This is a genomic window from Nocardioides sp. Z35_8 (assembly GCF_059621125.1).
The window spans coordinates 2,004,829-2,029,561 of record NZ_JCAQIE010000001.1; the positions used below are offsets into that span (position 1 = coordinate 2,004,829).

Sequence of the window (24,733 nt, forward strand, 5' to 3'; positions counted from 1 at the left end):
CCTCCCTTGTCCCAGGGCCCCACCACAGACACCGCACCGCGTCCCGACCTCGTCATCGTCGGCGCCGGGCTGTTCGGTCTCACGATCGCCGAGCGGTGCGCCGAGGAGCTCGGCCTCCGCGTGCTCATCCTCGAGCGTCGCCACCACATCGGCGGCAACGCCTACTCCGAGCGTGACCCGGAGACCAACGTCGAGGTGCACAAGTACGGTGCGCACCTGTTCCACACCTCCAACGAGCGGGTCTGGGAGTACGCCAACCGGTTCACCTCGTTCACCGACTACCGGCACCGGGTCTTCGGCAAGTACCAGGGGCAGGTCTACTCCCTGCCGATGAACCTCGCGCTCATCAACCAGTTCTTCGCCCGCTCGCACACCCCCGACGAGGCCCGCGCGCTGATCGCCGAGCAGTCCAGCGAGATGGCCACCGAGGACGCCTCCAACCTCGAGGAGAAGGCGATCAGCCTGATCGGCCGCCCGCTCTACGAGGCGTTCATCAAGGGCTACACCGCCAAGCAGTGGCAGACCGACCCCACCGAGCTCAGCGCCGACATCATCACCCGGCTCCCGGTGCGCTACACGTTCGAGAACGGGTGGTTCAGCGACACCTACGAGGGACTGCCCGTCGACGGCTACACCGCGTGGATGACCCGTATGGCCGACCACCCCAACATCGAGGTGCGCCTCGAGACCGACTTCTTCGAGGTCGCCGACGACTACCGCGGCACGGTCCCGATCGTCTACACCGGGCCCGTCGACGAGTACTTCGGCAACTCCGAGGGCCGCCTGTCGTGGCGCACCGTCGACCTCGAGGAGAGCGTCGTCGACACCGACGACTTCCAGGGCACCGGCGTGATCAACTACAACGACCAGGACGTCCCCTTCACCCGGATCATCGAGTTCAAGCACTTCCACCCCGAGCGGGAGAAGACCCACCTGCCCGGCAAGAGCGTGATCGTCCACGAGTACAGCCGCTTCGCCGAGGAGGGCGACGAGCCCTACTACCCGGTCAACACCGCCGACGACCGCGCCAAGCTGCTCAAGTACCGCGAGCTCGCCAAGGCCGAGCCCATGGTGCTGTTCGGCGGCCGGCTCGGCACCTACAAGTACCTCGACATGCACATGGCCATCGGCTCGGCGCTGTCGATGTACGACAACAAGCTCAAGCCGCACTTCACCGAGGGCGCCGAGCTCACCAGCGGAGGCATCGACGCATGAGCACCACACCCGCCAGCACGCTCGCCACCAGCACACCCGGCACCCACGCGGCCGGGACCGTCACCCGGCTGCTGCAGCGCCAGATCCTGCCGGTCGACAAGTTCACCGAGGTGTTCCCGCTCTACGTCGACCTCGAGGAGGCCAAGCTCGACACCGACCGGCACGCCGTCGGTGGCGACAAGGCCGCCAAGGACCTCAACAACGCGGCGATCCGCCAGTCCACCTCGACCGGCAAGAAGCTGCACCCCGACCAGATCCGCTCGCGCACCGAACTGCGGCTGCAGCCCTCGCAGCCGCTGTCGTTCGGCACCTACTTCAACGCCTTCCCCGCCTCCTACTGGCGCCGGCACACCGTCGTCACGGACGTCGACCTCACCGTCGACGTCGTCGGCGCCGGCACGGTCGTGACCGTCTACAAGTCGATGGCGCGCGGCCACGCCCAGCGCATCGAGTCCGCCGTCGTGGAGGGCGAGGGCCCCGACGCGCGCGCGAGGTTCTCGTTCGCCCTCCCGCTCAAGCCGTTCGTCGACGGCGGGTGGTACTGGTACGACGTCGTCGCCGGCGACCACGGCGCGAGCATCGAGGGCGCCGAGTGGACGGCGCAGGTGCCGGCCGACCGCGCCGAGCACGGCACCGTCGACCTCTGCATCACCACGATGCTGCCCGACATGAGTGCCCAGCTGCTCGGCCAGCTCGGCGCGGCCGAGGAGCTGCACCCCTACCTCGACACCGTGATGGTCATGGACCAGGGCAAGCAGAAGGTCACCGACAGCCCCTACTTCCCCGAGGCCGAGCGCGGCCTGGGCGACAAGCTGCGGGTGATCGTGCAGGGCAACCTCGGCGGGTCGGGCGGCTACGCCCGCGGCCAGCTGGAGAGCGTCCGCAAGGGCACCGCGACCTACGCGATGATGATGGACGACGACGTCGTCTGCGAGCCGGAGGGCATCATCCGGGCGGTCACGTTCGGCGACCTGGCCAAGCGGCCGACCATCGTCGGCGGCCACATGTTCAACCTCTACAACCGCGCCGAGCTGCACTCGTTCGGCGAGATCGTCCAGCCGTGGCGCTTCTGGTGGCAGACCCGCCTCGACGGCTACAGCCAGTGGGACTTCGCCGCCCGCAACCTGCGCTCCGCGCGCTGGCTGCACAAGCGCGCCGACGTCGACTTCAACGGCTGGTTCATGTGCCTGATCCCGCGCGTCGTGCTCGAGGAGGTCGGCCTCTCGCTGCCGGTCTTCATCAAGTGGGACGACTCCGAGTTCGGGCTGCGCGCCAAGGAGGCGGGCTACCCGACGGTGTCCTTCCCCGGCGCGGCGGTCTGGCACGTGCCGTGGACCGACAAGAACGACGGCGTCGACTGGCAGTCCTACTTCCACCACCGCAACCGGATCATCGCGGCGCTGCTGCACTCGCCCTACGAGCGCGGCGGCCGGATGGTGCGCGAGAGCCTCAACCACCAGGTCAAGCACCTCGCCTCCCTGCAGTACTCCACCGCCGAGCTGCGCCACCTCGCGATGGAGGACGTGCTGCGTGGGCCCCACGCCCTGCACGGCGAGCTGGCCACCAAGCTCGCCGACATCAACGCGTTCCGGGCGCAGTTCTCCGACGCCCAGCTCCACGCCGACCGCGACGACCTGCCCCCGGTGCGCCGCGAGAAGCCGCCCAAGAAGGGCAAGTCCGACATCGAGATCCCCGGTCGCAAGGCCACGCTGCTGGCCGCGGGGCTCGCCCCGCTGCGCCAGCTGCGGCCGGTGCGGCGGATGGCCGAGGACTACCCCGAGGCCGAGCTCACCGCGATGGACGCCAGCTGGTACAACCTCGCCCGCTACGACTCGGCCGTGGTCTCGATGAACGACGGCTCCTCCGTCGCGCTCTACCGTCGCGACCCGGCGCGCTACCGCGACCTGCTGCGACGCACGATCGAGATCCACCGGCGCTTCCACCGCGAGTGGCCCGCCCTCGCCCAGCAGTACCGCGAGGCGCTCGGCGAGATCACGTCCCCGGAGGCGTGGGAGAAGACCTTCGCGCCCTGGACCGACCCGGCGGACCGCTCCGGGGGCGGCCCCTCGGGCACGACCGAGTGAGCCGCCGGTGAGCGCCACCGCATCCGGCCCGGTCCGGCGTACGACGGGCGAGCTCGAGGCCCTGCCGCTGGCGCCGCCCGCCGCGACGGGCCTCGGCGAGGTCGTGCGGCGGCGCTACCTGCTCGGCATGCTGGTGCGCAACACCATCAAGTCGCGCTACCAGGGCACCGTGCTCGGGTGGCTGTGGAGCTACCTCCAGCCGGCCATCCGGTTCTGCATGTTCTACTTCCTGTTCCAGGTCATGATCGGCCGCGGCGCGGGCATGGAGAACTTCGCCATCCACCTCTTCGCCGGCATGGTGATCGTCCACTTCTTCACCGAGACCTTCAACGGTGGCACCCAGTCGCTGGTGCAGAACCGCTCGCTGATCACCAAGCTCCCCGTGCCACGGGAGATGTTCCCGGTGGCCCGGATGCTCGTCGCCGGATGGCACACGGTGCCGATGATCGTCATCCTCGTCATTCCGTGCCTCTTCCTCGGCTGGCGCCCCGACCTGGTGGGGATGGCGGCGGCCCTCCTCGGCTTCAGCCTGGCCGCCGCCCTCGGGCTGGCGCTGGGCCTGCTGTTCAGCGTCGGCAACGTCTTCATGCGCGACATCGGCAAGGTGGCCCAGACCCTCACCCAGTTCGTCACCTTCAGCGTGCCGATGATGTACCCCTTCACGCTCGTCCAGGAGCGCTTCGGCGAGCCGATCGCGAGCTACTACCTCCTCAACCCGATGGCCGAGGCGGTGCTGCTCATCCAGCGCGGCTTCTGGGTCGGCACCACCAGCGACCCCGACGCGACGGCGGCCGTGCACCTGCCCGACCACCTGTTCACCCGCGGGCTCGTCATGACGGGCATCTCGCTCGTGCTGCTCGTGCTGGCCCAGCGGATCTTCGCGCGCCTCGAGTCCAAGGTCCCGGAGCGCCTTTGATGAGCACCCCACGAAACCGCGGCCTTCCCCCGCTGCGCTCCTCCAGCCCACGCTTCCGCAGGGACCCCGCATGACGACCATGATCCAGGTGGAGAACGCCACCAAGGCCTTCACGCTGTCCTACCAGCGCTCCCTCAAGCAGACCGTGCTGGCCAAGGTCCGCGGCCGCAAGACCCACGACACGTTCAACGCCGTCGACGACGTCAGCTTCACCGTGCGCGAGGGGGAGTCGGTCGGCCTGATGGGGCTCAACGGCTCCGGCAAGTCGACGCTGCTCAAGCTCATCAGCGGCGTGATGCGGCCCGACTCCGGCTCGGTGCTCACCCGCGGCCGCATCGCCGGCCTGATCGCCACCGGCACCGGCTTCGACAACAACCTCAGCGGCCGGGAGAACCTCTACCTCAACGCCGCCATCCTGGGGATGTCGCGGGCCGAGACCGACCGCAAGTTCGACGAGATCGTCGACTTCGCCGACCTCGGCAAGTTCCTCGACACCGACGTGGCCTACTACAGCTCCGGCATGAAGGCCCGCCTCGGCTTCTCCGTCGCGGTCAACGTCGACGCTGACATCTTCATCGCCGACGAGGCCCTCGCGGTGGGGGACCGGCCGTTCAAGCGCAAGTGCAAGAAGCGCATGGACCAGATCGTGAAGTCGGGCGTGACGATGTTCTACGTCTCCCACGCCCCCGGATCGGTGCGCAACCTCTGCGACCGCGTCCTGGTGATGGAGAACGGGCGGCTCGGCTTCGACGGCGACGTCGAGGAGGGCATCCGCTACCTCCACTACGACGAGAGCGACGACGACTCCGGCGAGGACGACGGCCTCGGCGCCGACATCTGAGCGCGACATCCCACCGGGGAGCGCCGCGCCGTCCGCGTCCTCGCACGCGTCCCGGCGCGAGCCCAGATCCGTGGCTCGCGTCCCGCTCCGAGAAAGAGGACCGCGGCACCCACCGGATCCCACCGTCGTGGCGTGTGGACGTGTGAGGCTGTCCACCCACCCGAGGAGCTCACGCATGCTCGCACCCGCCGGCGACGTCGCCGACCGGCTCGAGAGGCTCGCCGCCGCCACCGCAGACGGACAGGTGCCGTCCTCGCCGGGATCGCGGTGGTGGGCCTGCTCGGCATGGCCGTGACACCACCACTCCTCGAGCGCACCCAGTCCGTCGGGCCCGCAGGTTCCGAGGATCGGGTCGTGCTGCCCGACGTACGGTGAGGTCGCATGCGCGCGACGGGCTGGCACGACTACGACGAGTGCTACCCGAGGAAGACCCTGCCGAGACGGCCGCCGGCAACCTCCCGCGCTGAACGGCCTGATGCCCGGGCCGGGGCATGAGCGGGCCGTCCGGGACCCTTGAGCAGCAGGCCGACCTCCTCTGTGGATGAGGCGATCGTGGAGGATCCGGGTCACCTGGTGGCTCGGATCCTCCACGATCGTGTCGGAGTCCCCGCTCGAGCGGGGACTCCGACAGCCCACAAGGGGGCAGTACTCCTCGGTCTGCGGGAGCGTCACCGTGCCACGCAGACGCCCCGGAGACGGCAGGCGCGCGGGTCGCGGCAGATCGGAGCCTCGCGGAGCGGAGCCTCAAGGGGCAGGATCGCTCCATGAGGCCGGGGGGCTGGTTGTTGCTGGGCGCGGTGGGGTTCGCCGTGATGGCGGTCGCTGGCGCCTGGGCGCCCGTGCAGCCGGAGATGATCCCCACAGGCGCCGCCTGCCAGACGGCGCCGTGCGGCACGCTGGAGGACCCGGAGAGGTGGCGTCGGGCGTGGTGGCTCTGGTCGATCGGCGCCATGGTCGCGGCAGTCGCTGCGGCGTTCGTCCTGGCGCCGCGGCGGCCGAGCCGGCGAGGCGTCCTGCTTCTTGCGGTGTCTGCGGTGCTGGTCATGGTGCCGCTGGCCGTCTTCGCCTACCTGCTGTCCCTCGGCACCTCCGTGCAAGGAGGCGCCACCGCCGCCGCCTGGGTGCCGATCGTGGGAGTCGCGGTGCTCGGTTCGTGGGCACGGGCGCAGCGGGCTCCTGACCCCGGGAACGACACACCGAGCCGAACCTGGCCTGATTCCGACGCCGATCGGCGATAATTACACCGACGCAACGGCGTGTCGAGTGGAAATTACAACGTTGTAGTTACTCAGAAACTCTTCCGTGACTGGTGTGACTGGTGTGAACTCATCCCTTGTGTGACCTTCCCCCACACAGGAGTAGAGATCCCCATGCGTCCTCTTCAGTCCCGTCTCGTCACCCTCTGCCAGCAGGTGCTGGCGCTGGGTGTCGTGCTCGTCGTGCTCACCCCCGCCTCCGGTGTCGTGTCCCTCGACATCGTGGGCGAGGCGCCCGGCGCCCCGTCCGCCTCCGCGGCACCCGCCGCGTTGATGTCGGCCACCGTGCCGACGAAGGCGGTCACGCCGACGGTCACCGAGGTGCCGCTCACCGGTGAGTCCGGTGGGTTCGCCGGCCTGCGCGGACGCAGCGTCGCCGGTGGTGCCACCCAGGCCCGGGTGGTCAGCACCCCGCAACCGGTCGACGCGTTCGGCGCCGTGGGCGTCACCTGGGGTGCCGGCGAGGTGCTCGAGGAGGACCAGATCACCCTCCGCGTCCGCACCCGCACCGGCGAGGAGTGGAGCGACTGGGAGGACCTGGAGTATCACGACGAGCACGGGCCCGACCCCGGCAGCGCCGAGGCGGCGGGCGCGCGCCCGGGCACCGAGCCCACCTTCGTCGGCGACGTCGACGACGTCCAGGTCGAGGCCCGCACCGACGGTGTGGCCCTGCCCGACGACCTCTCCCTGGCCCTGGTCGACCCCGGCTCGGCGACGCGCACCGAGACCGAGGCTCCGGCCGAGACGACCAGCGACGACCCGAGCGCGTCGTACGACGAGGAGTACGCCGCGCAGGACGGCTCCACCCCGACGACCGACGGCCTCGCGCTGCAGTCGGCCACCGTGGCGTCGCGCAAGCAGACGGTCGCGCAGCCCACGATCTACTCCCGCGCGCAGTGGGGCGCCGACGAGAGCATCCGCAACAAGAAGTCGCTGCGCTACGGATCGATCAACGGCGGGTTCGTGCACCACACGGTCAACGCCAACAACTACACCGAGGCCCAGGTGCCGGCCCTCCTGCGCAGCATCTACGCCTACCACGTGAAGTCGCGCGGCTGGAGCGACATCGGCTACAACTTCCTCGTCGACCGCTTCGGGCGGATCTGGGAGGGCCGCTACGGCGGCATCGACCGCCCCGTCGTCGGCGCCCACACGCTCAACTACAACGACTACTCGTTCGCGATGTCGGCCATCGGCAACTTCGACGTCGTCCAGCCGCCCGACGTGATGCTGCGCGCCTACGGCCAGCTCTTCGCGTGGAAGCTGTCGCTGCACGGCGTGAACCCCGCCTCGACCGCGCAGACGATCGGGCGCGGCACCTTCCCGGCGATCAGCGGCCACCGCGACGCAGGGTCGACGGCCTGCCCCGGCAAGTACCTCTACGCCCAGCTGCCGCTCATCCGCACCTACGCCTCGCAGGCGGCGCCGGTCGTGACCACGCCGACGGAGCTCGCGATCTCCGAGCCCGCCCCGCAGAACAACCTCGACGCCTCGCCCTATCCCGACCTCGTCGTGCGCCGCGCGTCCGACGGCCGCGGCCTGGTGCTGCCGACGGGCGGCCTGACGTCGTTCCAGAAGCGCATCGTGGTGGGCAAGCGCGGCTGGGACAAGCGCGCCGACGTGCTCGTCTCACCGGACCTCACCGGCGACGGCCTGCCCGACCTGGTGACGGCCGACAAGTCCGGCGTCGTGCGCATCCGGGCCGGCAAGGGCAACGGCAACTTCGGCAAGACCACCCGCAAGATGCGGCTGCGCAACTACTCGCTGCTGACCGCGGTCGGCGACATCAACGGCGACGGCCGCAACGACCTGGCCGCCCGCTTCAAGGGTCGCCTCGTCACGCTGCTGGCGACCAGCAAGGGCGGCTTCGCCCGCAAGGTCACGCGCAAGGGCTACGGCGACTACCGCCAGCTCATCGGAGCCGGCGACGTCAACGGCGACGGCCGCGCCGACCTGCTGGTGCGCAAGAAGAACCGGCTGTTCCTGCAGACCGGCTACGGCACCGGCCGGTTCGCGGCGCCCCGGCGCGTCGCCGGAGCGTGGAGCGGCTACAACCGCATCGTGGCCGGGGACTTCAACGGCGACGGGCGCACCGACCTGGTCGCCCGCTCGTCCAAGGGCACGATGATGCTCAAGCCGGGTCGCGGCGACGGCACGTTCGGTGCCGCGCTGGGACCCGCCACCAACCTCAAGTCGATGCGCTGGATCACCGGCGTCAACCTCGTCGGCGGTGCGGGCGCAGACCTCATCGGCGTGTCCGGCAAGCAGCTCGTCGTCGTCGCCAACCGCGACACCTTCGAGCTCGGCTCGCCCATCGACACCGGGGTGTCGTTCGCCGGCATGGACCGCATCCTCAACGCGGGCGACGTCAACCGCGACGGCTTCGGCGACGTGCTCACCCGCGACGTCTCCGGCCGGCTGTGGCTCTTCGCCGGCAACGGCACCGGCGCCCTCGCGCAGGGACAGGTCCTGGCCGAGGGCTGGGGCGGGACCGAGGGGCTCACCGCGGTCGGCGACGTGACCGGCGACGGTCTCCCCGACCTGGTGGGGACCCCGGCCGGCGGTCCTCCGACGGTGTGGCCCGGCAACGGCTCCAGCTTCAACGCAGGCGTCCCGATCAAGGGGGGAGCGGTGCCGTCGCGGGCCGGGCTTCCCTCCGACCTCTCCGGCTTCGACTGGGTGCTCGAGGTCCAGGCGATGACGCTCAAGGGCTCGGCCGACTACGTGGTGCGCGACCGCGCGAGCGGCGTGGCGTACGTCTACAGCGGCCGCAAGAAGGGCGTGTCCGACCCGCGGGTGCTGGGCGAGGGACTGGGGGCCTTCGACCTGGCCGGGTGAGCAGGCACGGACGAGCCGCGTCCTCAGACCCGCGCCGTCGCCCGTTCGGCGTCGTAGACGCCGTCGAGGCGAGCCGGGTCGGGGTTGCGGACGAGGACCAGCGAGCCGCCTCGTGCGAGGGGCTCGGTGAAGGTGGCCATTCCTGGTGGGGAAGCCGGGTCGGCCACCGAGAGAAGACGGCCGCCGTCGGTGAGCACGCTCCCGACGGCGGCCGTCAGGTCGTCCGGGCGGACCGCGCGCGGCCCGAACAGCTCACGCTGGGACAGGTCGTCGGTGGCCGGGTCGTCGCCGGTGGGCGGGTCCCACGCCGTGAAGCCGTCGGGCTGCGACCAGATCTCCACCCCCACGTCGAGCACCCCGGCCGGCAGCGGCTCGGCGAAGCGGACGCCCAGCGGGCGCAGGCTGCAGGCGAGCACCGGCACGGTCGCAGCCCGCGGCGCCCACCGATCCAGGCCGTCGGGGCCGCACACCACGGCGTCCGGCGCGTCGGACGTGGTGACCCGCAGCCCGAGCGTCCAGGCGGCGCCCAGGAAGACCGGCGAGAGCCAGTGTGGAGGCAGGTCGATGCGCAGCGACATGCCACGCTCCAGGTCGGCGACGTCGCTCAGCAGGCCGGACGCCTTGGCCACCCAGTTGGCGTACGTCGTGACCGACAGCTCGACGCGCTCGTCGCTCGCGTGGTCGTAGAACGTCACCAGCGGGCGGCCGGGCTCGCGTCGCAGCTGCGCCGCGAGCACCTCGCTGAACGTGGCGGGAGGGACCATCGGCGCCGGACGCCTCAGACGGCGTTGGGCTCCGGGGAGTCCATGTAGGGGTAGTCCTGCATGAACGTCTCCAGCGCAGGCCCGCTGACCTCGGAGCAGTACTGCCACACGCCGACCTGCTTGGTGGGGTCGGTCTCGCCGACGCCGCCGAGCGACCAGTGGGTGAGGGCGACGTGCTGACCCTTGGGGAAGGCCTTGCCGTCCTCGGAGGTCCACGGCACGGCCTTGAACTTGTCGCGCAGGTTGTCGGTGCCCTGGAGCTTCGAGGCGATGCCGCGCAGGTGGTCCATCTGCTCGGAGTCGTCGGCGATCGTCTCGTCGTACCAGAGGATCGTGTAGCCGTGCTCGAGGTTGTGCACCAGCTCGCCGAGCTCCGGGCGGTCGGACTTCGTGTAGAGCTTGCGGTCCATGCTGTCCCACACGTTCCAGTGCTGGCCGAAGGCCGGCGGCGCGTCGGGATAGGTCATCGGCGTGCCGATCTCGACGTGGTCCTGGTTGCCCTCGGCCGACTTGGTCGTGACGTCCTGGCACACCGACGCCTTCGCGCCGATCTCGCCGAGCGAGGCGGAGGCGTAGGCACGCAGGTCCCACCAGTCCTTGACGGGCTTGAACGCCGCGGCGCCCACGATCACGACGGCGACGAGGACGCACACGCCCACGATGGCCAGGCCGCGGCGGTTCTCGCGCTTGGACTGCTGTGATCGGATGGAGTCGATGACCGCCTGACGGTCGGTCTTTGCCTGCTTGGCCACGGTGCTCGGTGTCTCTCGGTCGACTGCTGGGGGTGGTGCTCGCCGCGCTGGTTGCGCCTGCGCGGGCAGAGTCTACGTAGTCGCGGGTGACAGGTGGCACACGACGCGACTTCCGGTGGTCTCCCAGCCGGCGATCCGCCAGCCGTGGGCGAAGCACACAGCGGCGACCGCGCCTCGGTCCGAGCCCGCGGGCAGGTGCAGCTCGACGCGACCGGGGTCGTCGTCGAAGCGCAGCATCAGGGCCGACGACAGCGCTCGACCGGCACCGACGACGCGGCTCAGCGCCTCGTGCACCTCCTCCGGCGGCGCGGGCGCCCCGAACGGCGCGCGGTCGGACTCGTCGCCGGCCAGCGCGCGTACGACGGCCTCCCGGGCGCCCCAGCCGAAGAGGTCGCCCCCATCGGGGCGCACGAGTGACACGGCGCCGGGGCCGTCCTCGCCGGGCGGCAGGACGAGGTCGGCACGGCCCCGTACGACCGCGACCGGGCGGCCGGCCAGCTTGCCCTGCGCGAGCTCGGCGGCCCCGGCGATCTCGTCGGCCACCGCGGGCAGCGTCACCGCGAGGGGGTTGCCGTGGGGGTCGGTGCGGCCGGCGAAGTCCTCGGCGACCAGGAGGCCGGCGGCACCGATCGCGATGTCGGTCTGCCCCTCGCGCCACGCCCGACCGGACGTGTCGGTGACGACGACCGCCACGTTGGTCCCGGTGCGCCGGAGCAGCTCCCGGCGCAACGACCGCGCGGAGGCGTCGGGGTCGAGGGGGAGGAGCACGACCGAGCCGGCCGTGACGTTGGAGGCGTCGACCCCGGCCGCGGCCATGGTGAGGCCGAGGCGGTTGCGCACGATCCGCACCGGACCCCGGCGCGCGACGACGCGCACGGTCTCCTCCTCGACGGCGGCGTCCCGCTCGCCCACCCGGGTGCGGCCCTCGGCCTTGCTCACCACCTTGCTCGTCACGCACACGACGTCCCCGTCGCCCAGGGCGGCGTCCGGTCCGGCCCGGTCGAGCGCGTCCAGCACCAGCGCCGCGAGGTCGTCGCCCGCCGAGACCTCGGGGATCCCGTCGGGGGCCCACACCTCCAGGTGGTTCACCGCGATCCCGCGTCGGCGGTGACGAGCGAGACGGCAGCGGCGGCCATCGCCGCGGTGGCGTCGTGGTCGGTCATCATGAGGGGGACGGCCGCCGCGGCGATCCCGGCCCGCTCGAGGCCGGCCACCTGGTCGGCGTCGCGCTCGTCGACGAGCCACCCGTCGAGCACCCCGCCGTCGCGGCGCGCGCCGTAGTGGGCGCCGACGGCACCCGCGCTCACCTCGACACCGATGCCGGCGAGCATCTGCGCCGCCATGCCGCGCACCGGCGCGGAGCCGACGATGGGGGAGATCCCGACCACCGGGGCGGGCGTGGCGCGCAGCGCGTCGCGGATGCCCGGGACCCCGAGGATCGTGCCGACCGAGACGACCGGGTTGGAGGGCGGGAGCACGACGAGGTCGGCCCCGGCGATCGCGTCGAGGACGCCGGGTGCGGGCGTGGCGGCGTCCTGCCCGACCACCACGACCGCCTCGGCGGGCACGGCGGCGTGCAGCCGCACCCAGTACTCCTGGAAGTGCACGACCCGCCGCCCGCTCGGGCTCTCGGGGTCGGCCACGGCCACGTGCGTCTCCACGCGGTCGTCCGACATCGGGAGCAGCCGCACGCGGTCACCGTGGAGCGGCGTGATCCAGCGGCGGCACAGCGCCTCGGTGACCTGCGAGAGCGTGTACCCGGCCTCGAGCATCTGCGTGCGGACCAGGTGGGTCGCGATGTCGCGGTCGCCCAGGCCGAACCACGTCGGCTCGACGCCGTAGGCCTCCAGCTCGGTCCTGGCGCTCCAGGTCTCGTCGCGGCGACCCCATCCGCGCTCGACGTCGATGCCCTCGCCGAGCGTGTACATCACGGTGTCGAGGTCGGGGCAGACCTTGAGCCCGTGGATCCACCAGTCGTCGGCGGTGTTGGTCACGATCGTGACCTCGGTGTCGCCGGAGCCGCCCGGGACGGTGCCCGTGCGGAGGCCGTGGAGGAGTCCTTGGAGGAAGCGAGCCCCGCCGACACCGCCGGACAGGACGGTGATACGACGGAGCGTGGCTGCGGATGATGACATAGGAGCAGCCTGCCGGAAGCGGAACGGCCATATCAGATCCGGGCTTGACTACGTGGGTACGACAGGCATGTAATTCCAGTAGTGTCGTTCAGTGAACCGGTGTCGGTCAGTTCTGAAAACAGGGTCGAAAGGGCGTCAGCCATGAGAGCAGAACTGTTTCTCCTCGAGCCCGAGGGCGAGGAGTTCGGGTGGCAGGACCGCGCGCTCTGCGCGCAGACGGATCCCGAGGCGTTCTTCCCCGAGAAGGGCGGCTCCACGCGGGAGGCCAAGAAGGTCTGCCTGACGTGCGAGGTCCGCGACGACTGCCTCGAGTACGCATTGATGAACGACGAGCGCTTCGGCATCTGGGGCGGCCTCTCCGAGCGGGAGCGCCGCAAGCTCAAGAAGCGCGCGGTCTGAGGGCCGCGGCCGGACCCCCCGCCGGCCCGTCCCCAGCACCACCACCGGCCCCACCACCGGCCCCACCACCGGCACCGCCCCGACGGTTTCATGGAGCGCCGAGCCCCTCGCTAGGGTGCTGCGGTGACCGTCACTGCGCTTCTCGTCAGTCATGACGGGGCGCGTTGGCTCCCAGCAGTCCTCTCCGGCCTGACCGGGCAGACCCACCCGGTCGACCGCGTCGTGGCCGTCGACACCACCAGCCGCGACGAGAGCGCCGACCTCGTCCGCGCCGCCCTCGGCGAGCGGGTCGTCCTCGACGTGGTGCCCGGCTCGACGAGCTATCCCGCCGCCGTGCGACACGGCCTCGAGCTGGCGCCCGCGGCCGACGACGACGAGTGGGTCTGGCTGCTCCACGACGACGCCAACCCCGCCCCGACGGCCCTCGCCGAGCTGCTCGCTGCCGCCGCGGAGCACCCCGACGTGGCGATCCTCGGGCCCAAGCTTCGCGAGTGGCCCTCGCTGCGCCGGCTCCTGGAGGTCGGCCTCACCATCACCGGCACCGGCCGGCGCGAGACGGGCCTCGAGCGCGGCGAGTACGACCAGGGCCAGCACGACGCGGTGCGCGAGGTGCTCGCGGTCAACACCGCCGGCATGCTGGTGCGTCGCCGCGTGCTCGAGTCGCTCGGCGGGCTCGACGAGGAGCTGCCGATCTTCGGCAACGACATCGACTTCGGCTGGCGGGCCGCGCTCGCGGGCCACCATGCCCTCGTGGTGCCGCAGGCGGTCGTGTTCCACGCCGAGGCCGCCCACCGCGGCATCCGGCGCACGCCGCTCACCGGGCGCCACACCCACTACCAGGAGCGTCGCGCCGCCCTCTTCACGTCGCTGGCCAACGTGTCCACGCGCGGCTTCGCCTGGCAGTACGTCCGGCTCTTCCTCGGCTCGCTGCTGCGGGTGCTGGGGTTCCTCGCCGTGCGCTCGGTGGGGGAGGCCCTCGACGAGCTGGCGGCGACGCTGTCCGTGCACGGGCGTCTCGGGCAGCTCCTCGCCGCCCGGCGCGAGCGGGCCCGGGCACGGCAGGGCGAGGCCGCCGACGTACGCCGCCTGCTGGCGCCGTGGTGGCTGCCCTACCGGCACGGCCTCGACTTCGTCACCGACCTCGCCTCCGCGGCCACGAGCCAGGCCGTCGACGTCGCCGAGCGGCGCCGGCTCGCCAAGGCGACCGAGTCGTCCCCGGCCGCGGGCTCGCGCATCGAGCGTCGCGGCCCGGTCGAGGACGACGAGGACGCCTTCCTCACCGACACGGGCATCGTGGCGCGGTTCTTCACCAACCCCGTCGCGGTCGTGCTGGCCCTCTTCGCGGTCCTCGCGCTGGTCGCCGGGCGCGAGGCGTTCGGGTCGATCACCGGGGGCGCGCTCTCGCCGGTGCCCGAGGCCGCCGCCGACTGGTGGCGGCTGCACGTGTCGAGCTGGCACCCGCTCGGCACCGGCACCGACGTACCCGCGCCGGCCTACGTGCTGCCGTTCGCGCTGGGCGCCACCGTCCTCCTGGGCAGCACCAGCGCCGTGGTGTCCGCGCTCATGCTGCTGGCGGTGCCGTTCGCGGCCTGGGGCGCGTGGCGCCTGCTCAAGGTCGTCGGCCGGCTCGTCGACCCGCTGGGCCTGCCGCGCTGGCTCGTGGTGTGGGGCGCGCTGACCTACGCACTCGTCCCGGTCACGTCGGGGGCGTGGGCCGAGGGCCGGTTCGGCATCGTCGCGGTCGCCGCGCTGCTGCCGTGGACCGCCCACGCCGCCCTCGGCTTCGTCGACCCCGACCGCGACCGGCGCTGGCGAGCCGCGTGGCGCACGGCGCTGCTGCTGGCCCTCGGCGCGGCGTTCGTCCCGGGCCTCTGGCTCTTCGCCCTGCTCGCCACCGCCGTCGTCCTGGGCGCGGCGGCCGTCATCGCCCCGCGGCTGCTGCGCGAGCGCGACAGCTGGGGCCCGCCGGTGGTCGCCGTGGCCGCGACCCCGGTGCTGCTCGCCCCCTGGCTGGTGCCGCTGCTGACGACGGGCTCGGCGTCCGGGCTGCTGCTCGAGGCCGGTCGACTCACGGTCGACCAGGTCACCTTCGGCGGCCTCGTCACCGGCCGGCTCAACGACCTCGGCGCCCCTTGGTGGCTCGGCGTGGTGCTCGCCCTGCTGGCGGTCGTCGCCCTGGTCCCGCGGCGGACGCGGGTGGCGGTGCTCCTGTGCTGGCTGGTGGCGCTCGCCGCGGCGGTCGTCTCCGGCCTGCTGTCGCACGTGACCCTCGACCTGCCCGCGGTCACCACGCGGCCCACCCTGGGCCTGTTCGTGGTGATCCTGCAGGGCACGGCGGTCGTGGCGGTCGTGCTCGGCGCCGACGCCTACCTGCGCCGGCTCACCGACCACCACCCGTGGTGGCAGCGCGGTGTGGCGACGGCGCTGGCCATCGCCGCCGCGGTCGTGCCGCTCGGCGGGCTGGGCTGGTGGCTGACCACGTCGGCCGACGAGGAGGTGCTCTCGCACGACAGCGAGCAGACCGTGCCGGTCTACATGGAGCAGAGCTCGCTGCTCGGCGACGAGCACGGCGTGCTGGTCATCGACGGCTCGGTCGAGGACGGGGTCGCCTACCGCATCCGGCGCGACGACGGCACCACCGTCGGCGAGGACGAGATCCTCACCCTGGCCGACGAGGACCCCGGCCTGACCAGCGACGTGCAGGCGCTGGTCTCCGCGCCGACGCCCGCCGTCGTGGCCGACCTCGGTGCCCGCGGCATCGAGTACGTCGTGCTGAGCTCGCCCGCCGACGGCCGGATCTCCTCGCTCCTCGACGCCACCGCCGGCCTCGAGCAGGCCAGCGCCGAGGACCGCGCCACCCGCGCCTGGCGCGTGGACCGGCCCCTCGACCCCGACTCGGTGGACGGGCCGAGCCCGTGGTGGCGCACCGTGCTGCTGGTGGTGCAGGGCGCCGCCATCGTGCTCGCGCTCGTGCTCGCCGCCCCGACCGTCCGGACGCGACGGCAGGGGGACCGCGATGCCTGAGCCCACCGCACCCACCCCCGGCGGGGGCCGCCGCAGGGCGGCCGAGACCACGAGCCGCCGGCCCTCGCCACTGACGATCCTGGCCGTGGTGATCCCGCTGCTGACCGTCGCCGCGCTCGCCCTGGTGCGGCCGGCCGCCGAGCCGCAGGCGTCCCACGCACCGACCGACGCGCCGCTCGACCGGGTCACGACGGTCTGTCCCGCCCGGCTGCCCGGCGCCGACGAGGTGCGCTTCGGCAGCACCGGGCTGGCCTCGGGCGACCTGGCGCTGCGAGTCGGTCGCCGCGAGGTGACCCAGCCCGTGACCGACGGGGTCGCGGCCCGCGAGGAGCGGCGCTACGTCGTCGTCAACGGCACCGGCGAGCTGGCCGAGGGCCTCGTCGCGTCCCGCTCCGGGGGCGGCTCGGCCACCGACTGCGACCAGCCGGCACCCGAGCGGTGGTTCACCGGCGTCGGCGCATCGGCGGAGCACACCTCGACGCTCACCCTGATCAACCCCGACCGCGGCCCGGCCGTCGCCGACGTCACCGTCTGGGACGGCAGCGGGCAGGTCGACGTCCCGGCGCTGCGGGGCGTGCGCGTCCCCGGCGGCCGGTCCACCTCCTTCGACCTCGCGAAGGTCGTGCCCAACCGCGACGCCCTCGCCCTGCGGGTGGTCGTCACCCGCGGCCGGCTCGCGTCGAGCGTCGTCGACGTCGTCGACCCGGTGGGTCGCGCCCGCCCGCTGCGCGAGTGGCTGCCGTCGCAGGCCGAGCCCGCCGCGACGTCCTACGTCGCGGGGGTGGGCACGTCGCGCGCCGACCGCCTCCTGACCCTGGCCAACCCCGGCGACAGCGAGGTCCGGGTCGCCCTGGAGCTGGTCAGCGAGGAGAGCGAGTTCGCGCCCGAGGGCGTGGACGAGGTGACCCTCGCGCCCGCGACGGTCACCGAGGTCGACCTCACCGGCGTCCTGCGTGGGCGCCTGCTGCAGGGCGTGCAGGCGCTTCGGCTGGAGGCGACCGGTCCGGTCACCGCCTCGCTGCGCACCCGCACGGCGGGCGACCTCGCGCTCGCCGCTGCCGGCTCCGCGATCGACGGCGACGCGGCCGTCGCGCTCCCCGCCGGGGCCAAGCGCTTCGTCGTCACGGGCGCGACCGCGCCCGGCCTGGTCACGCTGCGGGCATGGGACGAGGACGGGACCGCCGTGGTCCGCGAGCGCCGCGTCGAGCTCGACCCGGCGACCGCGGCGCGGATCAAGGTGCCCGACGACGCGGTGCTGGCCCTGCTGAGCGTCGAGCGCACCAGCGCGGTGGTGTCGGTCGAGGTGGACGACCGCGGCCTGTCGGTGCTGCCCCTGCCGCAGCTCGACACCACCAGCCAGGTGCCCGACGTGCGTCCGGCCCAGCGCTAGCCGGGACTCCTGCCCACGAGCCTCAGTCGGCGTACCTCTCGTCGACCTGCCCGGGCGTGAGGTTGAGCAGCTCGGCGATCTGCTCGACGACGACGGTGTGCACCATCGCCTCGAGCTCGTCGCGACTGCTCGAGCGGTGCTCGATCGGGCGCCGGAAGATCACCAGCCGGGTGGGGTCCTGGCCCTTGCCGCGCACCAGCGACGACAGCGGCACCGTCTCGTCGCCCCAGTCGTCGGGAAGCATGGGCGCGTCCTCGACGGCGTACTCCACCAGCCCGAGGTGGCGGTGCCACCGCTCGTCGAGGGGGGTCACCACGTCGAGCACGAGCTGGTCGAAGCGCTGCCGAGCGGTGCGCAGCGCCGGCGTGCCGGGCCGGGCGGGCGCCACGCCCGGGCCGCGCATGCCGCGCCCGCGCCGGTCACGGGTGCGGCGCGCGCGGGTCTCGCCGCCCTCCGGTCCACTGTCCGGTCCGCGTGCCTCGCTGCCCACCCCGATGTCCACGCCGCGAGCCTAAGCGCCGCACGTGGGTGCGGCGGGTAGCGTCAGGGCCGTGAGCCTTGCCCGTCGTTGTTCGCGGACGGCGTGTGGCCGTTCTGCGGTCAACACGCTGACCTATGTCTACGCCGACCAGACGGCCGTCCTCGGCCCGCTGGCGACGTACGCCGAGCCGCACGCCTACGACCTCTGCGAGCTGCACAGCGAGCGGCTGTCCGCCCCGCGCGGCTGGGAGGTGCTGCGGCTCGCGGGCGACCCCGCGGCGCAGGGGCCGAGCAGCGACGACCTCCTCGCGCTGGCCGACGCCGTGCGCGAGGCGGCCCGGCCGGCCCCGGCCCCGGCGCCGCTGCACTCCACCGACGACCCGTCCCGCGGCGCCAAGCGGGGGCACCTGCGGGTGCTCACCTCCACTGACTGACGGCGCCCGGCACCCCCTAGGATCATCGGCGTGAACATCGACGAGCAGCTGCTGAGCATCATCGTCTGCCCGGCCTGCCACGGCGAGCTGTCGCCGGACGCGTCCGGCGGTGCCGAGGAGCTCGTGTGCCAGGGGTGCGGCAACGCCTACCCGGTCCGCGACGACATCCCGGTGCTGCTGGTCGACGAGGCCCGCAAGCCCGTCTGAGGAGCTGGCTGTGGCGACCTGGTTCGACGAGTCCCGGCTGGACGACCCCCGCGTGCTCGACACCGTAGACCTGCGCCTGCGCACCCTCGCCGAGAGCGGTGCCCGCGTGCGGCGCGAGGCCCACGAGTCGGCCGCGGCGACCGCCGAGGCCATCGCCCGGGGTCGTGACGAGGCCCGTCCGCGCGCGGTGATCGCCGCCGGGCCCGACTCGCGCCTGTTGCGCGCGGTGCTCGAGCCGTGGTGCCCGGTGCCGTTCGTGGCCTGGCCCAACCCGGGCCTGCCCGGCTGGGCGGGCTCGCTCGACCTCGTCGTCATGCTGGCGCCCGAGGGCAACGACGCCGGGTCCGCGTCGGCGGTCGCCGAGGCCGTGCGCCGCGGGGCGCAGGTCGTGGTGGCCTGCCCCGAGCGTTCGCTGGTGGGCGAGCACGCGGCGGGGCGGCACGTGACGGTGCTGCCGACCGTGACGGGCGACCAGCTCGCGACGGCCGTGGTGGTGCTCGACTACCTCGCCCAGGTGCGTCTCGGACCGAGGGCGGACGCCGAGTCCGTCGCCGCCTCGCTCGACCAGGTCGCGGAGAGCTGCTCGCCGCACCGCGACCTCGCGGTCAACCCGGCCAAGATGCTGGCCATCGCGATGGCCGACACCAACCCGCTCGTGTGGGGCGGCTCGGTCCTGGCCGCGCGGGCGGCCCGCCGGCTCGCCGAGCTGCTGCGCCGCACGAGCGGTCGGTCCGCGATCGCCGGCGACGCCGAGCACCTGCTGCCCGTCATCGAGGCCACCAAGTCCCGCGACCTGTTCGCCGACCCGTTCGCCGACGACCCCGGCGAGATCCGGCCGCTGCTGCTCGTCCTCGACGACCGCTCCGACGACCCGGCCGTGCGCCAGCAGGCCGGCGAGCTGAGGGCCGCCGCCGCGCGCCACGGCGTACGCGTGGAGTCCCTCGAGACCGACGCGGACGCCGAGGTGGCGCGCTACGCCTCACTCCTGCTCGGCGGCACCTACGCCGCCGAGTACCTCCGCATCGGCCTCGTCGACGACTGAGCCCGACCCGCGGGACGCTCGCGGCCGGGAGGTTTGAGCCGGGCGGCGCCGGGCAGGACAGGGCGGTCAGCACTTCCTCTGCCTGCAGGAGCATCCATGAACCGCACGTCCCTGTCCCTCGCCGGTGGTCTCGCCACCGCCCTGCTCCTGGTGTCGACGCCCGCCGCGCAGGCTGCCGTCGGCCCCAAGGACGCACTGGGCAAGGCCGACATCGTGAAGCTCTTCCCCGAGCTGACGGACGGCGAGTTCAAGACCGAGCGGACCAAGAAGATCGCCGTGCCGGACGGCACCTGCGGCGCCAACACGCAGAAGAAGGCCACCTCCGCGGTCAGCATCGCCGGCCTCTCCGGCGCGGGCGACCCGATCGTCGTGGCCGGCGTCGCGGAGGTGAAGTCCAGCGGCCTGGCCAAGACCTACTTCAAGGCCTTCACGTCGTACGTCAAGCAGTGCGCCAGCTACACCGATCCCGCCAGCGGCGCGACCGTCACCGTGCGGCCGACCAAGGGCTCCAAGCTCGGCCAGGAGTCCCTGTCGATCGTGCAGGAGACCGCCATCTCCACCTTCACCACCCACTCCGCGAGCGTGCTGATCCGCGACGGCAAGCGCATCGCCAGCATCGTCGTGGCCGACGACGCACCGATCGACGCCTCCACGATGAAGAAGCTCGCGAAGGTCGCCGCCAAGAACATGCGGTGACCCAGGGCTCGAGCCCTCGCCTCCGGAGCCCCGGGCCGACCGCCGTGCGCGGGTCGGCCCGGGGCTCCGCCGCGCTCAGCGGGTCCCGGCGGGTGGCTGCTGGTCGACGTCGGTCCAGACCTCGACGAGCTCGTGGAGCAGCCCGTCGCGCACGGTCGCGAAGCTGGCCACGGCGAACCCGAGGCGCTCACCCGCGTCGTCCGTCGACGTCACGCGAGCCCGCAGCGCCCCGCGGTCGCCGTCGGCGACGAGGTCCTCCACGCACATCCGCTCGAATCCGGGGTAGTCGGCGTTGAGCCGCACCCACCCGTCTCGGTCGAAGACCTCGCCCGTGTGCACGTAGCGGCAGGTGAAGTCGTCGCGCAGCAGGGCGGGCAAGCCGTCCCAGTCGTGGGCGTCGATCACCTCGGCGAGTCGGCTGAGCAGTGCGCGGGCGTCCATGGGGCGCAGTCTGGCGTGGGGGTCTGACATCGGCTGGCGCGACTCACCGCGTCACCAGCCCAGCTCGGACACGGTCCGCCGGGCGTCGATCCAAGCGTGGCGGCCCTGACCGGCATGGAGGGGCGCCGGACGGCCGGGGGCCTCGCGTCGTCGCCTCACCTCCGCGACGACGGAGGCTGGCGCTCGGATCGCGGGGATCGCGTCGGACTTGCTGATCAGCTCGCCGGTGTCGGAGGCGTGCCGGATGCGGGCCATGCTCACCAGGGCGAGATCAGCCATCGAGGGACGGAGGAACAGCCACGGGCGGCGCACGGCCCACGCCCAATAGCCGGTGAGCTCGGCCCGCGCGGCGGCTGCGACCTCGACGGCGTCCATCGGCCTCAGCAGCTCCGCGGGCGAGCGCCCGACGAGCGGCCGTCCGAGCTGGAGCAGCTCGGCGCGGGCGATCGGTGAGAGGTGCCGGCGAACCATCCGGCCGTGGGTCCACGTGGGATGACGTGCCGGCACGTCGTCGAGGACGTCCTGGAAGACATAGGCGCAGCCCAGCGCCGCCCCACGCGCCACGCCCGCGTCGAGCCGTGCGTGGATCGAGCGGATCGTCGAGACGTCGCCAGGGGCGGTCTGACGTGACGTCACCGCCACCACGTCGATGTCGCTCACCCCCGGCCGATGGTCGCCCGAGGCGAGTGATCCCGACAGCCAGACATCGGTCACCCAGCGCACCGACAACACGGCGTCGAGCAGTCCGGCCACCGCGGGGTGCTCCATGTATCCATCATGCCCAAGGGCAGGACTCTGACCCCGTTGTTCGTCTCCAACGGGGGCCGGGGCGGGGTCATGGTCGGCGGGGGCGTGGGATGCCGGGTGGGCCGGGTGGGTCCGACTCGTCGATCCGGGTGGTGCCGGTGTGGTCGCGGCGGTAGTGGTGGCCGTGGGGGCTGGTCCACTCGTACGTCCCTGGGCCGGTGGTCTGGTAGTGCCAGGCGGTGTGGGTCTTGAGGCGGTGATGCGACCGGCACAACGTCGCCAGGTTGTCGGTCTGGGTGGACCCGGGCTGCGGCCTTCCGTCTGCGGCGGCGTCGTGGTCGTAGGGGATGACGTGGTCGATGTCGCAGCCCCTAGCGGGGCGGGTGCACCACGGGAACACGCACGTGCGGTCCCTCAGGACGACCTGCTCGCGCAGCCTGTCGGGGACCTTGTAGGCGTCGGTGCGGAGCTGGGTGTTGAGGTCGATGACCGGCTTGATGGTGACCTTGGTGCGCGAGTCGGCGCACCAGTCGCGGATGTGGTCGAGCAGCACGAGCCGCTGGCGCTCCTCGAGCCGCCCGGTGGGACCGAAGACGGTGGCGTCACCGGAGAACGTCGCGTCGAAGTGGGCGTGCAGCACCACCTCCCGAGCGACCGGCAGTCCGTCAGCGGTGCGCGTGGTCGCGGTGCCCTGGTGGTGCAGGTCGAGTGCCGTCTGGGTGCGCGCGAGGTCACCGAGTGCCGCGGACCGTCTGGCGTCGAGCGGCTCGACCGAGCCGAGCGCAGCAAGCGTGGCGGCGCCGTGGGCCAGTGCCCGGTCGAGGTCGAGGGCGTCGGCCATGTCGAGCTCGGCCTCGAACCGCATCGTGCCCGCGAAGTGGACCTCCTGGTCGTGGAGGGTGGCGTGGCGGGGGTCGACGTAGAGGTAGCCGTCCTCCGGATCGGAGGCCGGGTCGGGGACGGCGAGGTCGAATCGCTTGATGGTCTCGGCGACGAGGCGGTCGAGTTGCGCCGGCCCGATGCGTCCGGCGACGGCGGCGACCTGGGCGTCCACGAACGCAGCTGCCTCGACCGTCAGCGACGGCGTCGCGTGGATCGTGGCCTCGGCGACCGCCCGGGCCCGCCACGCCGGCACCCGCCCGGCGTGGACCTGGGCCCACAGCCGGGGGAGGCGGTGGCGCAGCTCGAGGGCGTGGCCGATGAGTCTCTTCGCGGCAGTCGTCGAGATGCCGAGGACGCCGCCGAGCTCGGCGACGCAGAACTCCGCCACCAGCGGCGTCCCGGCGCCCGCGATGGGCTCCTCGTGCTCACAGCCGGGCACGGCGAAAGTCGCCGCGTGGTGGATCGACTCCGGCGGGTGGAGGTCCGCCCACTGAGCCGCCGTGACGAGCAGCCCCGCGGCTGCCCGCTCCTCCGTCGCCTTCTGCTCCCGTGCGAGCGCGAGCAGGCCAGAGGCGGTGAGGTCGTCGACCCCACCTGCCTCCGCCTTCGCCAGCAGTTCGATCATGTGTTCGATTCTACGGCGAGCCACCGACAGCGGACAGGCCTGTGGACGGTGAGTGGTCAGGAACTTCGACCCGGTTCCCGAGGCGGATCTCGCGCCTCTGTCGCCGCGTGCCGCCAAGAGGCCGGGAAGGTCCCGAGGAGCCAGGGAAGTAGGCGCTGCGGGCGGTCTTCTCGACCACGAGGTCCTGCGGACACATGCCCACGCCTGCATCCAGGCGCGTGGCCGGAGGGCCGTCGCCCCCGGACCGGGCGTATCGCTCGGCCACCTCGTGCCGCGCGTGCTCCCGCTCCTCGATGAGCCAGGCGTGGTCGGCAGTGTCGGACGGGGTCGGACGCACCGGTGTCGCCATCCGGCGAGGCTACTGTCCCGACATGGCCCACCGCTTGCACATCCTCCGCGAGATGCGCGAGCAGGACATCCCCGCGGTGGTCGCCGTCCAGGAGCCGGCGGCGGTCGCGGGGTTGTCGGAGGTGTTCCCGCAGGAGCGCCACCCGTTTCCCCGCGAGGTGATCGCGGCCCGCTGGCGGGACGAGGTGGCGGACCCCGGCATCGAGTGCTTCGTCGTCGAGGCCGGCGGGCGGGTGGCGGGGTTCGCCGCGGTCAGGGACGAGGAGGTGCTGCACTTCGGCACCGCCCTGGACACGTGGGGGAGCGGGCTGGCGACGCTCGCGCACGACGAGCTGGTCGAGCACCTCGAAGCACGTGGCGTCGAACGCCCCCACCTGCACGTCTACGCCGGCAATGCGCGCGGGCGACGCTTCTGGGAGAAGCACGGGTGGCAGCCGACGGGCGAGCCCATCCGCGGCCCCCTCCCGCCCCACGCCGAGCTCCTCACCTACACCCGGCGACCGCCGTCGGAGGCACGATGACCGGGCGTGGCCGTCAGCCCGCCAGCAGCGGCAGTCCGGCCTCGTCGAGACCCTGGCCGGTCCGGTCGAGGTAGAGGTCGAGGGCCGCCGCGCCGAAGGGCTCGCCGAGCCCGCAGCCGAGCTCGGCGTCGGGGAAGTCGCGGAGCACGTCGGGGTCCGCCAGCACCGCGTCGTACGCCGACTGCCCGTGCGCGATCACCCAGCTCCGGTAGTCGGTGCCCAGGTCGTCGCCGAGGCCGAGTCCCGGTGCGCACAGGTCGTCGGCCACGTCCGAGGCGACCGCGAGCTCGTGGTTGAGCCGGACCAACGACCGGTGGAAGCGCTCGATCCGGCCCGTGCCGTAGGAGTCGAGCAGGTGGCGCAGGGCCTCGGCCTGGGCGACGTCACCGTCCTGCGCGATGACGCAGGAGGCGTGCACGATGGTCCAGAAGTCGGCGTCCGCTGCGGTCGACGGCGAGCAGTAGGGCGGCGGACCGTCCCCCGGCACCCAGGCCTCCGCGGTGACCGGCTGGACGGGTTCGCCCGAGCAGCCCGCCGTCGCGCCGATGCACAGCGCGACCAGGCACGCCACCGCCACCGCGCGCAGACGGTCGACCGCAGACATGGGGAGGATCCTGCCAGCACTACGGCAGCCCGGGGGAGCGAACGGCGTACGCGCCGCCGATAGGCTGCATCCACTCGACGCACCACCCGTCC

The 24,733-nt window shown here is 72.8% G+C and carries 23 protein-coding genes; 14 read left to right on the forward strand and 9 right to left on the reverse strand.

The genetic code is table 11. The annotated features are described in order from the left end of the window. The first annotated feature begins 6 nt into the window (after positions 1–6). The 6 genes from glf (at position 7) to AC54T2_RS09655 (ending at position 9,150) form a co-directional block, all read left to right on the forward strand. The gene (gene glf / locus AC54T2_RS09630) at positions 7–1,215 is read left to right on the forward strand and encodes a UDP-galactopyranose mutase (RefSeq protein ID WP_186341430.1); all 1,209 of its coding nucleotides are present in this window, start codon (positions 7–9) and stop codon (positions 1,213–1,215) included. After that, positions 1,212–3,299, forward strand: coding sequence for a glycosyltransferase (locus tag AC54T2_RS09635; RefSeq protein ID WP_489975988.1), 2,088 nt, complete (start codon positions 1,212–1,214; stop codon positions 3,297–3,299). The genes glf and AC54T2_RS09635 overlap by 4 nt, the downstream gene beginning before the upstream one ends. A 7-nt stretch (positions 3,300–3,306) precedes the next feature. Next, positions 3,307–4,215, forward strand: coding sequence for an ABC transporter permease (locus AC54T2_RS09640; RefSeq protein ID WP_489975989.1), 909 nt, complete (start codon positions 3,307–3,309; stop codon positions 4,213–4,215). A gap of 70 nt (positions 4,216–4,285) precedes the next feature. Continuing rightward, entirely contained in the window at positions 4,286–5,056 is a 771-nt protein-coding gene (locus tag AC54T2_RS09645; RefSeq protein WP_186341432.1) for an ABC transporter ATP-binding protein, read from the forward strand. Between the two features lie 764 nt (positions 5,057–5,820). After that, the gene (locus AC54T2_RS09650; RefSeq protein ID WP_496666052.1) at positions 5,821–6,294 is read left to right on the forward strand and encodes a hypothetical protein; all 474 of its coding nucleotides are present in this window, start codon (positions 5,821–5,823) and stop codon (positions 6,292–6,294) included. Between the two features lie 132 nt (positions 6,295–6,426). Then, positions 6,427–9,150 (forward strand): FG-GAP-like repeat-containing protein, encoded by a 2,724-nt coding sequence (locus AC54T2_RS09655; RefSeq protein ID WP_496666053.1) that lies wholly within the window; start codon positions 6,427–6,429, stop codon positions 9,148–9,150. 23 nt (positions 9,151–9,173) lie between these two features. Here AC54T2_RS09655 and AC54T2_RS09660 read toward each other — a convergent pair whose 3' ends face one another. From AC54T2_RS09660 to cofD, 4 genes are all read right to left on the reverse strand, one after another. Then, entirely contained in the window at positions 9,174–9,914 is a 741-nt protein-coding gene (locus tag AC54T2_RS09660) for a TIGR03089 family protein (protein WP_489975992.1), read from the reverse strand. Between the two features lie 14 nt (positions 9,915–9,928). Beyond that, positions 9,929–10,666, reverse strand: coding sequence for a DUF3105 domain-containing protein (locus AC54T2_RS09665; protein WP_186341436.1), 738 nt, complete (start codon positions 10,664–10,666; stop codon positions 9,929–9,931). A gap of 72 nt (positions 10,667–10,738) precedes the next feature. After that, on the reverse strand, positions 10,739–11,755 hold the full coding sequence (gene cofE, locus AC54T2_RS09670; protein WP_489975994.1) for a coenzyme F420-0:L-glutamate ligase: 1,017 nt from the start codon (positions 11,753–11,755) through the stop codon (positions 10,739–10,741). Then, positions 11,752–12,801: a 2-phospho-L-lactate transferase gene (cofD, locus tag AC54T2_RS09675; protein ID WP_496666054.1), complete on the reverse strand. Its 1,050-nt coding sequence runs from the start codon at positions 12,799–12,801 to the stop codon at positions 11,752–11,754. The genes cofE and cofD overlap by 4 nt, the downstream gene beginning before the upstream one ends. Before the next feature lie 141 nt (positions 12,802–12,942). Between cofD and AC54T2_RS09680 the strand changes: the two genes are divergently transcribed. The 3 genes from AC54T2_RS09680 to AC54T2_RS09690 all read left to right on the forward strand — a co-directional run bounded on the left by AC54T2_RS09680 (position 12,943) and on the right by AC54T2_RS09690 (position 17,614). Continuing rightward, complete coding sequence (locus tag AC54T2_RS09680) at positions 12,943–13,200, forward strand: WhiB family transcriptional regulator (protein ID WP_056605988.1); 258 nt, start codon at positions 12,943–12,945, stop codon at positions 13,198–13,200. A gap of 123 nt (positions 13,201–13,323) precedes the next feature. Then, the gene (locus AC54T2_RS09685) at positions 13,324–16,224 is read left to right on the forward strand and encodes a glycosyltransferase family 2 protein (RefSeq protein ID WP_186341439.1); all 2,901 of its coding nucleotides are present in this window, start codon (positions 13,324–13,326) and stop codon (positions 16,222–16,224) included. Continuing rightward, positions 16,217–17,614, forward strand: a complete 1,398-nt coding sequence (locus AC54T2_RS09690) for a DUF5719 family protein (RefSeq protein WP_496666055.1) — start codon at positions 16,217–16,219, stop codon at positions 17,612–17,614. The genes AC54T2_RS09685 and AC54T2_RS09690 overlap by 8 nt, the downstream gene beginning before the upstream one ends. 22 nt (positions 17,615–17,636) lie before the next feature. Here AC54T2_RS09690 and AC54T2_RS09695 read toward each other — a convergent pair whose 3' ends face one another. Further along, the gene (locus tag AC54T2_RS09695; protein WP_241005345.1) at positions 17,637–18,116 is read right to left on the reverse strand and encodes a metallopeptidase family protein; all 480 of its coding nucleotides are present in this window, start codon (positions 18,114–18,116) and stop codon (positions 17,637–17,639) included. A gap of 49 nt (positions 18,117–18,165) precedes the next feature. Between AC54T2_RS09695 and AC54T2_RS09700 the strand changes: the two genes are divergently transcribed. The 4 genes from AC54T2_RS09700 to AC54T2_RS09715 all read left to right on the forward strand — a co-directional run bounded on the left by AC54T2_RS09700 (position 18,166) and on the right by AC54T2_RS09715 (position 20,473). Then, positions 18,166–18,528: a DUF3499 family protein gene (locus tag AC54T2_RS09700; protein WP_489975999.1), complete on the forward strand. Its 363-nt coding sequence runs from the start codon at positions 18,166–18,168 to the stop codon at positions 18,526–18,528. 30 nt (positions 18,529–18,558) lie between these two features. Next, the gene (locus AC54T2_RS09705) at positions 18,559–18,735 is read left to right on the forward strand and encodes a Trm112 family protein (RefSeq protein ID WP_186341442.1); all 177 of its coding nucleotides are present in this window, start codon (positions 18,559–18,561) and stop codon (positions 18,733–18,735) included. A gap of 10 nt (positions 18,736–18,745) precedes the next feature. Then, positions 18,746–19,777 carry an SIS domain-containing protein gene (locus AC54T2_RS09710; protein WP_496666056.1) on the forward strand — a complete coding sequence of 344 codons (1,032 nt, stop codon included), beginning with the start codon at positions 18,746–18,748 and terminating at the stop codon, positions 19,775–19,777. 96 nt (positions 19,778–19,873) lie between these two features. Then, positions 19,874–20,473 carry a hypothetical protein gene (locus AC54T2_RS09715; RefSeq protein ID WP_496666057.1) on the forward strand — a complete coding sequence of 200 codons (600 nt, stop codon included), beginning with the start codon at positions 19,874–19,876 and terminating at the stop codon, positions 20,471–20,473. A 75-nt stretch (positions 20,474–20,548) separates the two neighbouring features. On the opposite strand, the gene AC54T2_RS09720 is transcribed toward AC54T2_RS09715, so the two are convergent. From AC54T2_RS09720 to AC54T2_RS09730, 3 genes are all read right to left on the reverse strand, one after another. After that, positions 20,549–20,914, reverse strand: a complete 366-nt coding sequence (locus tag AC54T2_RS09720; protein WP_186341445.1) for a nuclear transport factor 2 family protein — start codon at positions 20,912–20,914, stop codon at positions 20,549–20,551. 51 nt (positions 20,915–20,965) lie between these two features. Beyond that, positions 20,966–21,682: a nucleotidyltransferase domain-containing protein gene (locus tag AC54T2_RS09725; RefSeq protein WP_496666058.1), complete on the reverse strand. Its 717-nt coding sequence runs from the start codon at positions 21,680–21,682 to the stop codon at positions 20,966–20,968. Between the two features lie 67 nt (positions 21,683–21,749). Next, positions 21,750–23,168, reverse strand: a complete 1,419-nt coding sequence (locus AC54T2_RS09730) for an HNH endonuclease (RefSeq protein WP_496666059.1) — start codon at positions 23,166–23,168, stop codon at positions 21,750–21,752. A gap of 371 nt (positions 23,169–23,539) precedes the next feature. On the opposite strand from AC54T2_RS09730, the gene AC54T2_RS09735 reads away from it, so the two are divergent. Continuing rightward, positions 23,540–24,037, forward strand: a complete 498-nt coding sequence (locus AC54T2_RS09735) for a GNAT family N-acetyltransferase (RefSeq protein WP_206054523.1) — start codon at positions 23,540–23,542, stop codon at positions 24,035–24,037. Positions 24,038–24,050: 13 nt separating this feature from the next. On the opposite strand, the gene AC54T2_RS09740 is transcribed toward AC54T2_RS09735, so the two are convergent. Further along, a complete protein-coding gene (locus AC54T2_RS09740) occupies positions 24,051–24,641 on the reverse strand; it encodes a DUF4240 domain-containing protein (RefSeq protein ID WP_186341448.1) in 591 nt (196 codons plus the stop codon). Between the last annotated feature and the right edge of the window lie 92 nt (positions 24,642–24,733).

What these genes read in the sequence shown, in the direction of transcription:
- AC54T2_RS09635 (WP_489975988.1), top strand. Translation starts at nt 1,212, where the DNA reads ATGAGCACCACACCCGCCAGCACGCTCGCCACCAGCACACCCGGCACC.
- AC54T2_RS09645 (WP_186341432.1), top strand. Translation starts at nt 4,286, where the DNA reads ATGACGACCATGATCCAGGTGGAGAACGCCACCAAGGCCTTCACGCTG.
- AC54T2_RS09650 (WP_496666052.1), top strand. Translation starts at nt 5,821, where the DNA reads ATGAGGCCGGGGGGCTGGTTGTTGCTGGGCGCGGTGGGGTTCGCCGTG.
- AC54T2_RS09655 (WP_496666053.1), top strand. Translation starts at nt 6,427, where the DNA reads ATGCGTCCTCTTCAGTCCCGTCTCGTCACCCTCTGCCAGCAGGTGCTG.
- AC54T2_RS09660 (WP_489975992.1), bottom strand. Translation starts at nt 9,914, where the DNA reads ATGGTCCCTCCCGCCACGTTCAGCGAGGTGCTCGCGGCGCAGCTGCGA.
- cofD (WP_496666054.1), bottom strand. Translation starts at nt 12,801, where the DNA reads ATGTCATCATCCGCAGCCACGCTCCGTCGTATCACCGTCCTGTCCGGC.
- AC54T2_RS09680 (WP_056605988.1), top strand. Translation starts at nt 12,943, where the DNA reads ATGAGAGCAGAACTGTTTCTCCTCGAGCCCGAGGGCGAGGAGTTCGGG.
- AC54T2_RS09690 (WP_496666055.1), top strand. Translation starts at nt 16,217, where the DNA reads ATGCCTGAGCCCACCGCACCCACCCCCGGCGGGGGCCGCCGCAGGGCG.
- AC54T2_RS09715 (WP_496666057.1), top strand. Translation starts at nt 19,874, where the DNA reads ATGAACCGCACGTCCCTGTCCCTCGCCGGTGGTCTCGCCACCGCCCTG.
- AC54T2_RS09720 (WP_186341445.1), bottom strand. Translation starts at nt 20,914, where the DNA reads ATGGACGCCCGCGCACTGCTCAGCCGACTCGCCGAGGTGATCGACGCC.
- AC54T2_RS09725 (WP_496666058.1), bottom strand. Translation starts at nt 21,682, where the DNA reads ATGGAGCACCCCGCGGTGGCCGGACTGCTCGACGCCGTGTTGTCGGTG.
- AC54T2_RS09730 (WP_496666059.1), bottom strand. Translation starts at nt 23,168, where the DNA reads ATGATCGAACTGCTGGCGAAGGCGGAGGCAGGTGGGGTCGACGACCTC.
- AC54T2_RS09735 (WP_206054523.1), top strand. Translation starts at nt 23,540, where the DNA reads ATGGCCCACCGCTTGCACATCCTCCGCGAGATGCGCGAGCAGGACATC.
- AC54T2_RS09740 (WP_186341448.1), bottom strand. Translation starts at nt 24,641, where the DNA reads ATGTCTGCGGTCGACCGTCTGCGCGCGGTGGCGGTGGCGTGCCTGGTC.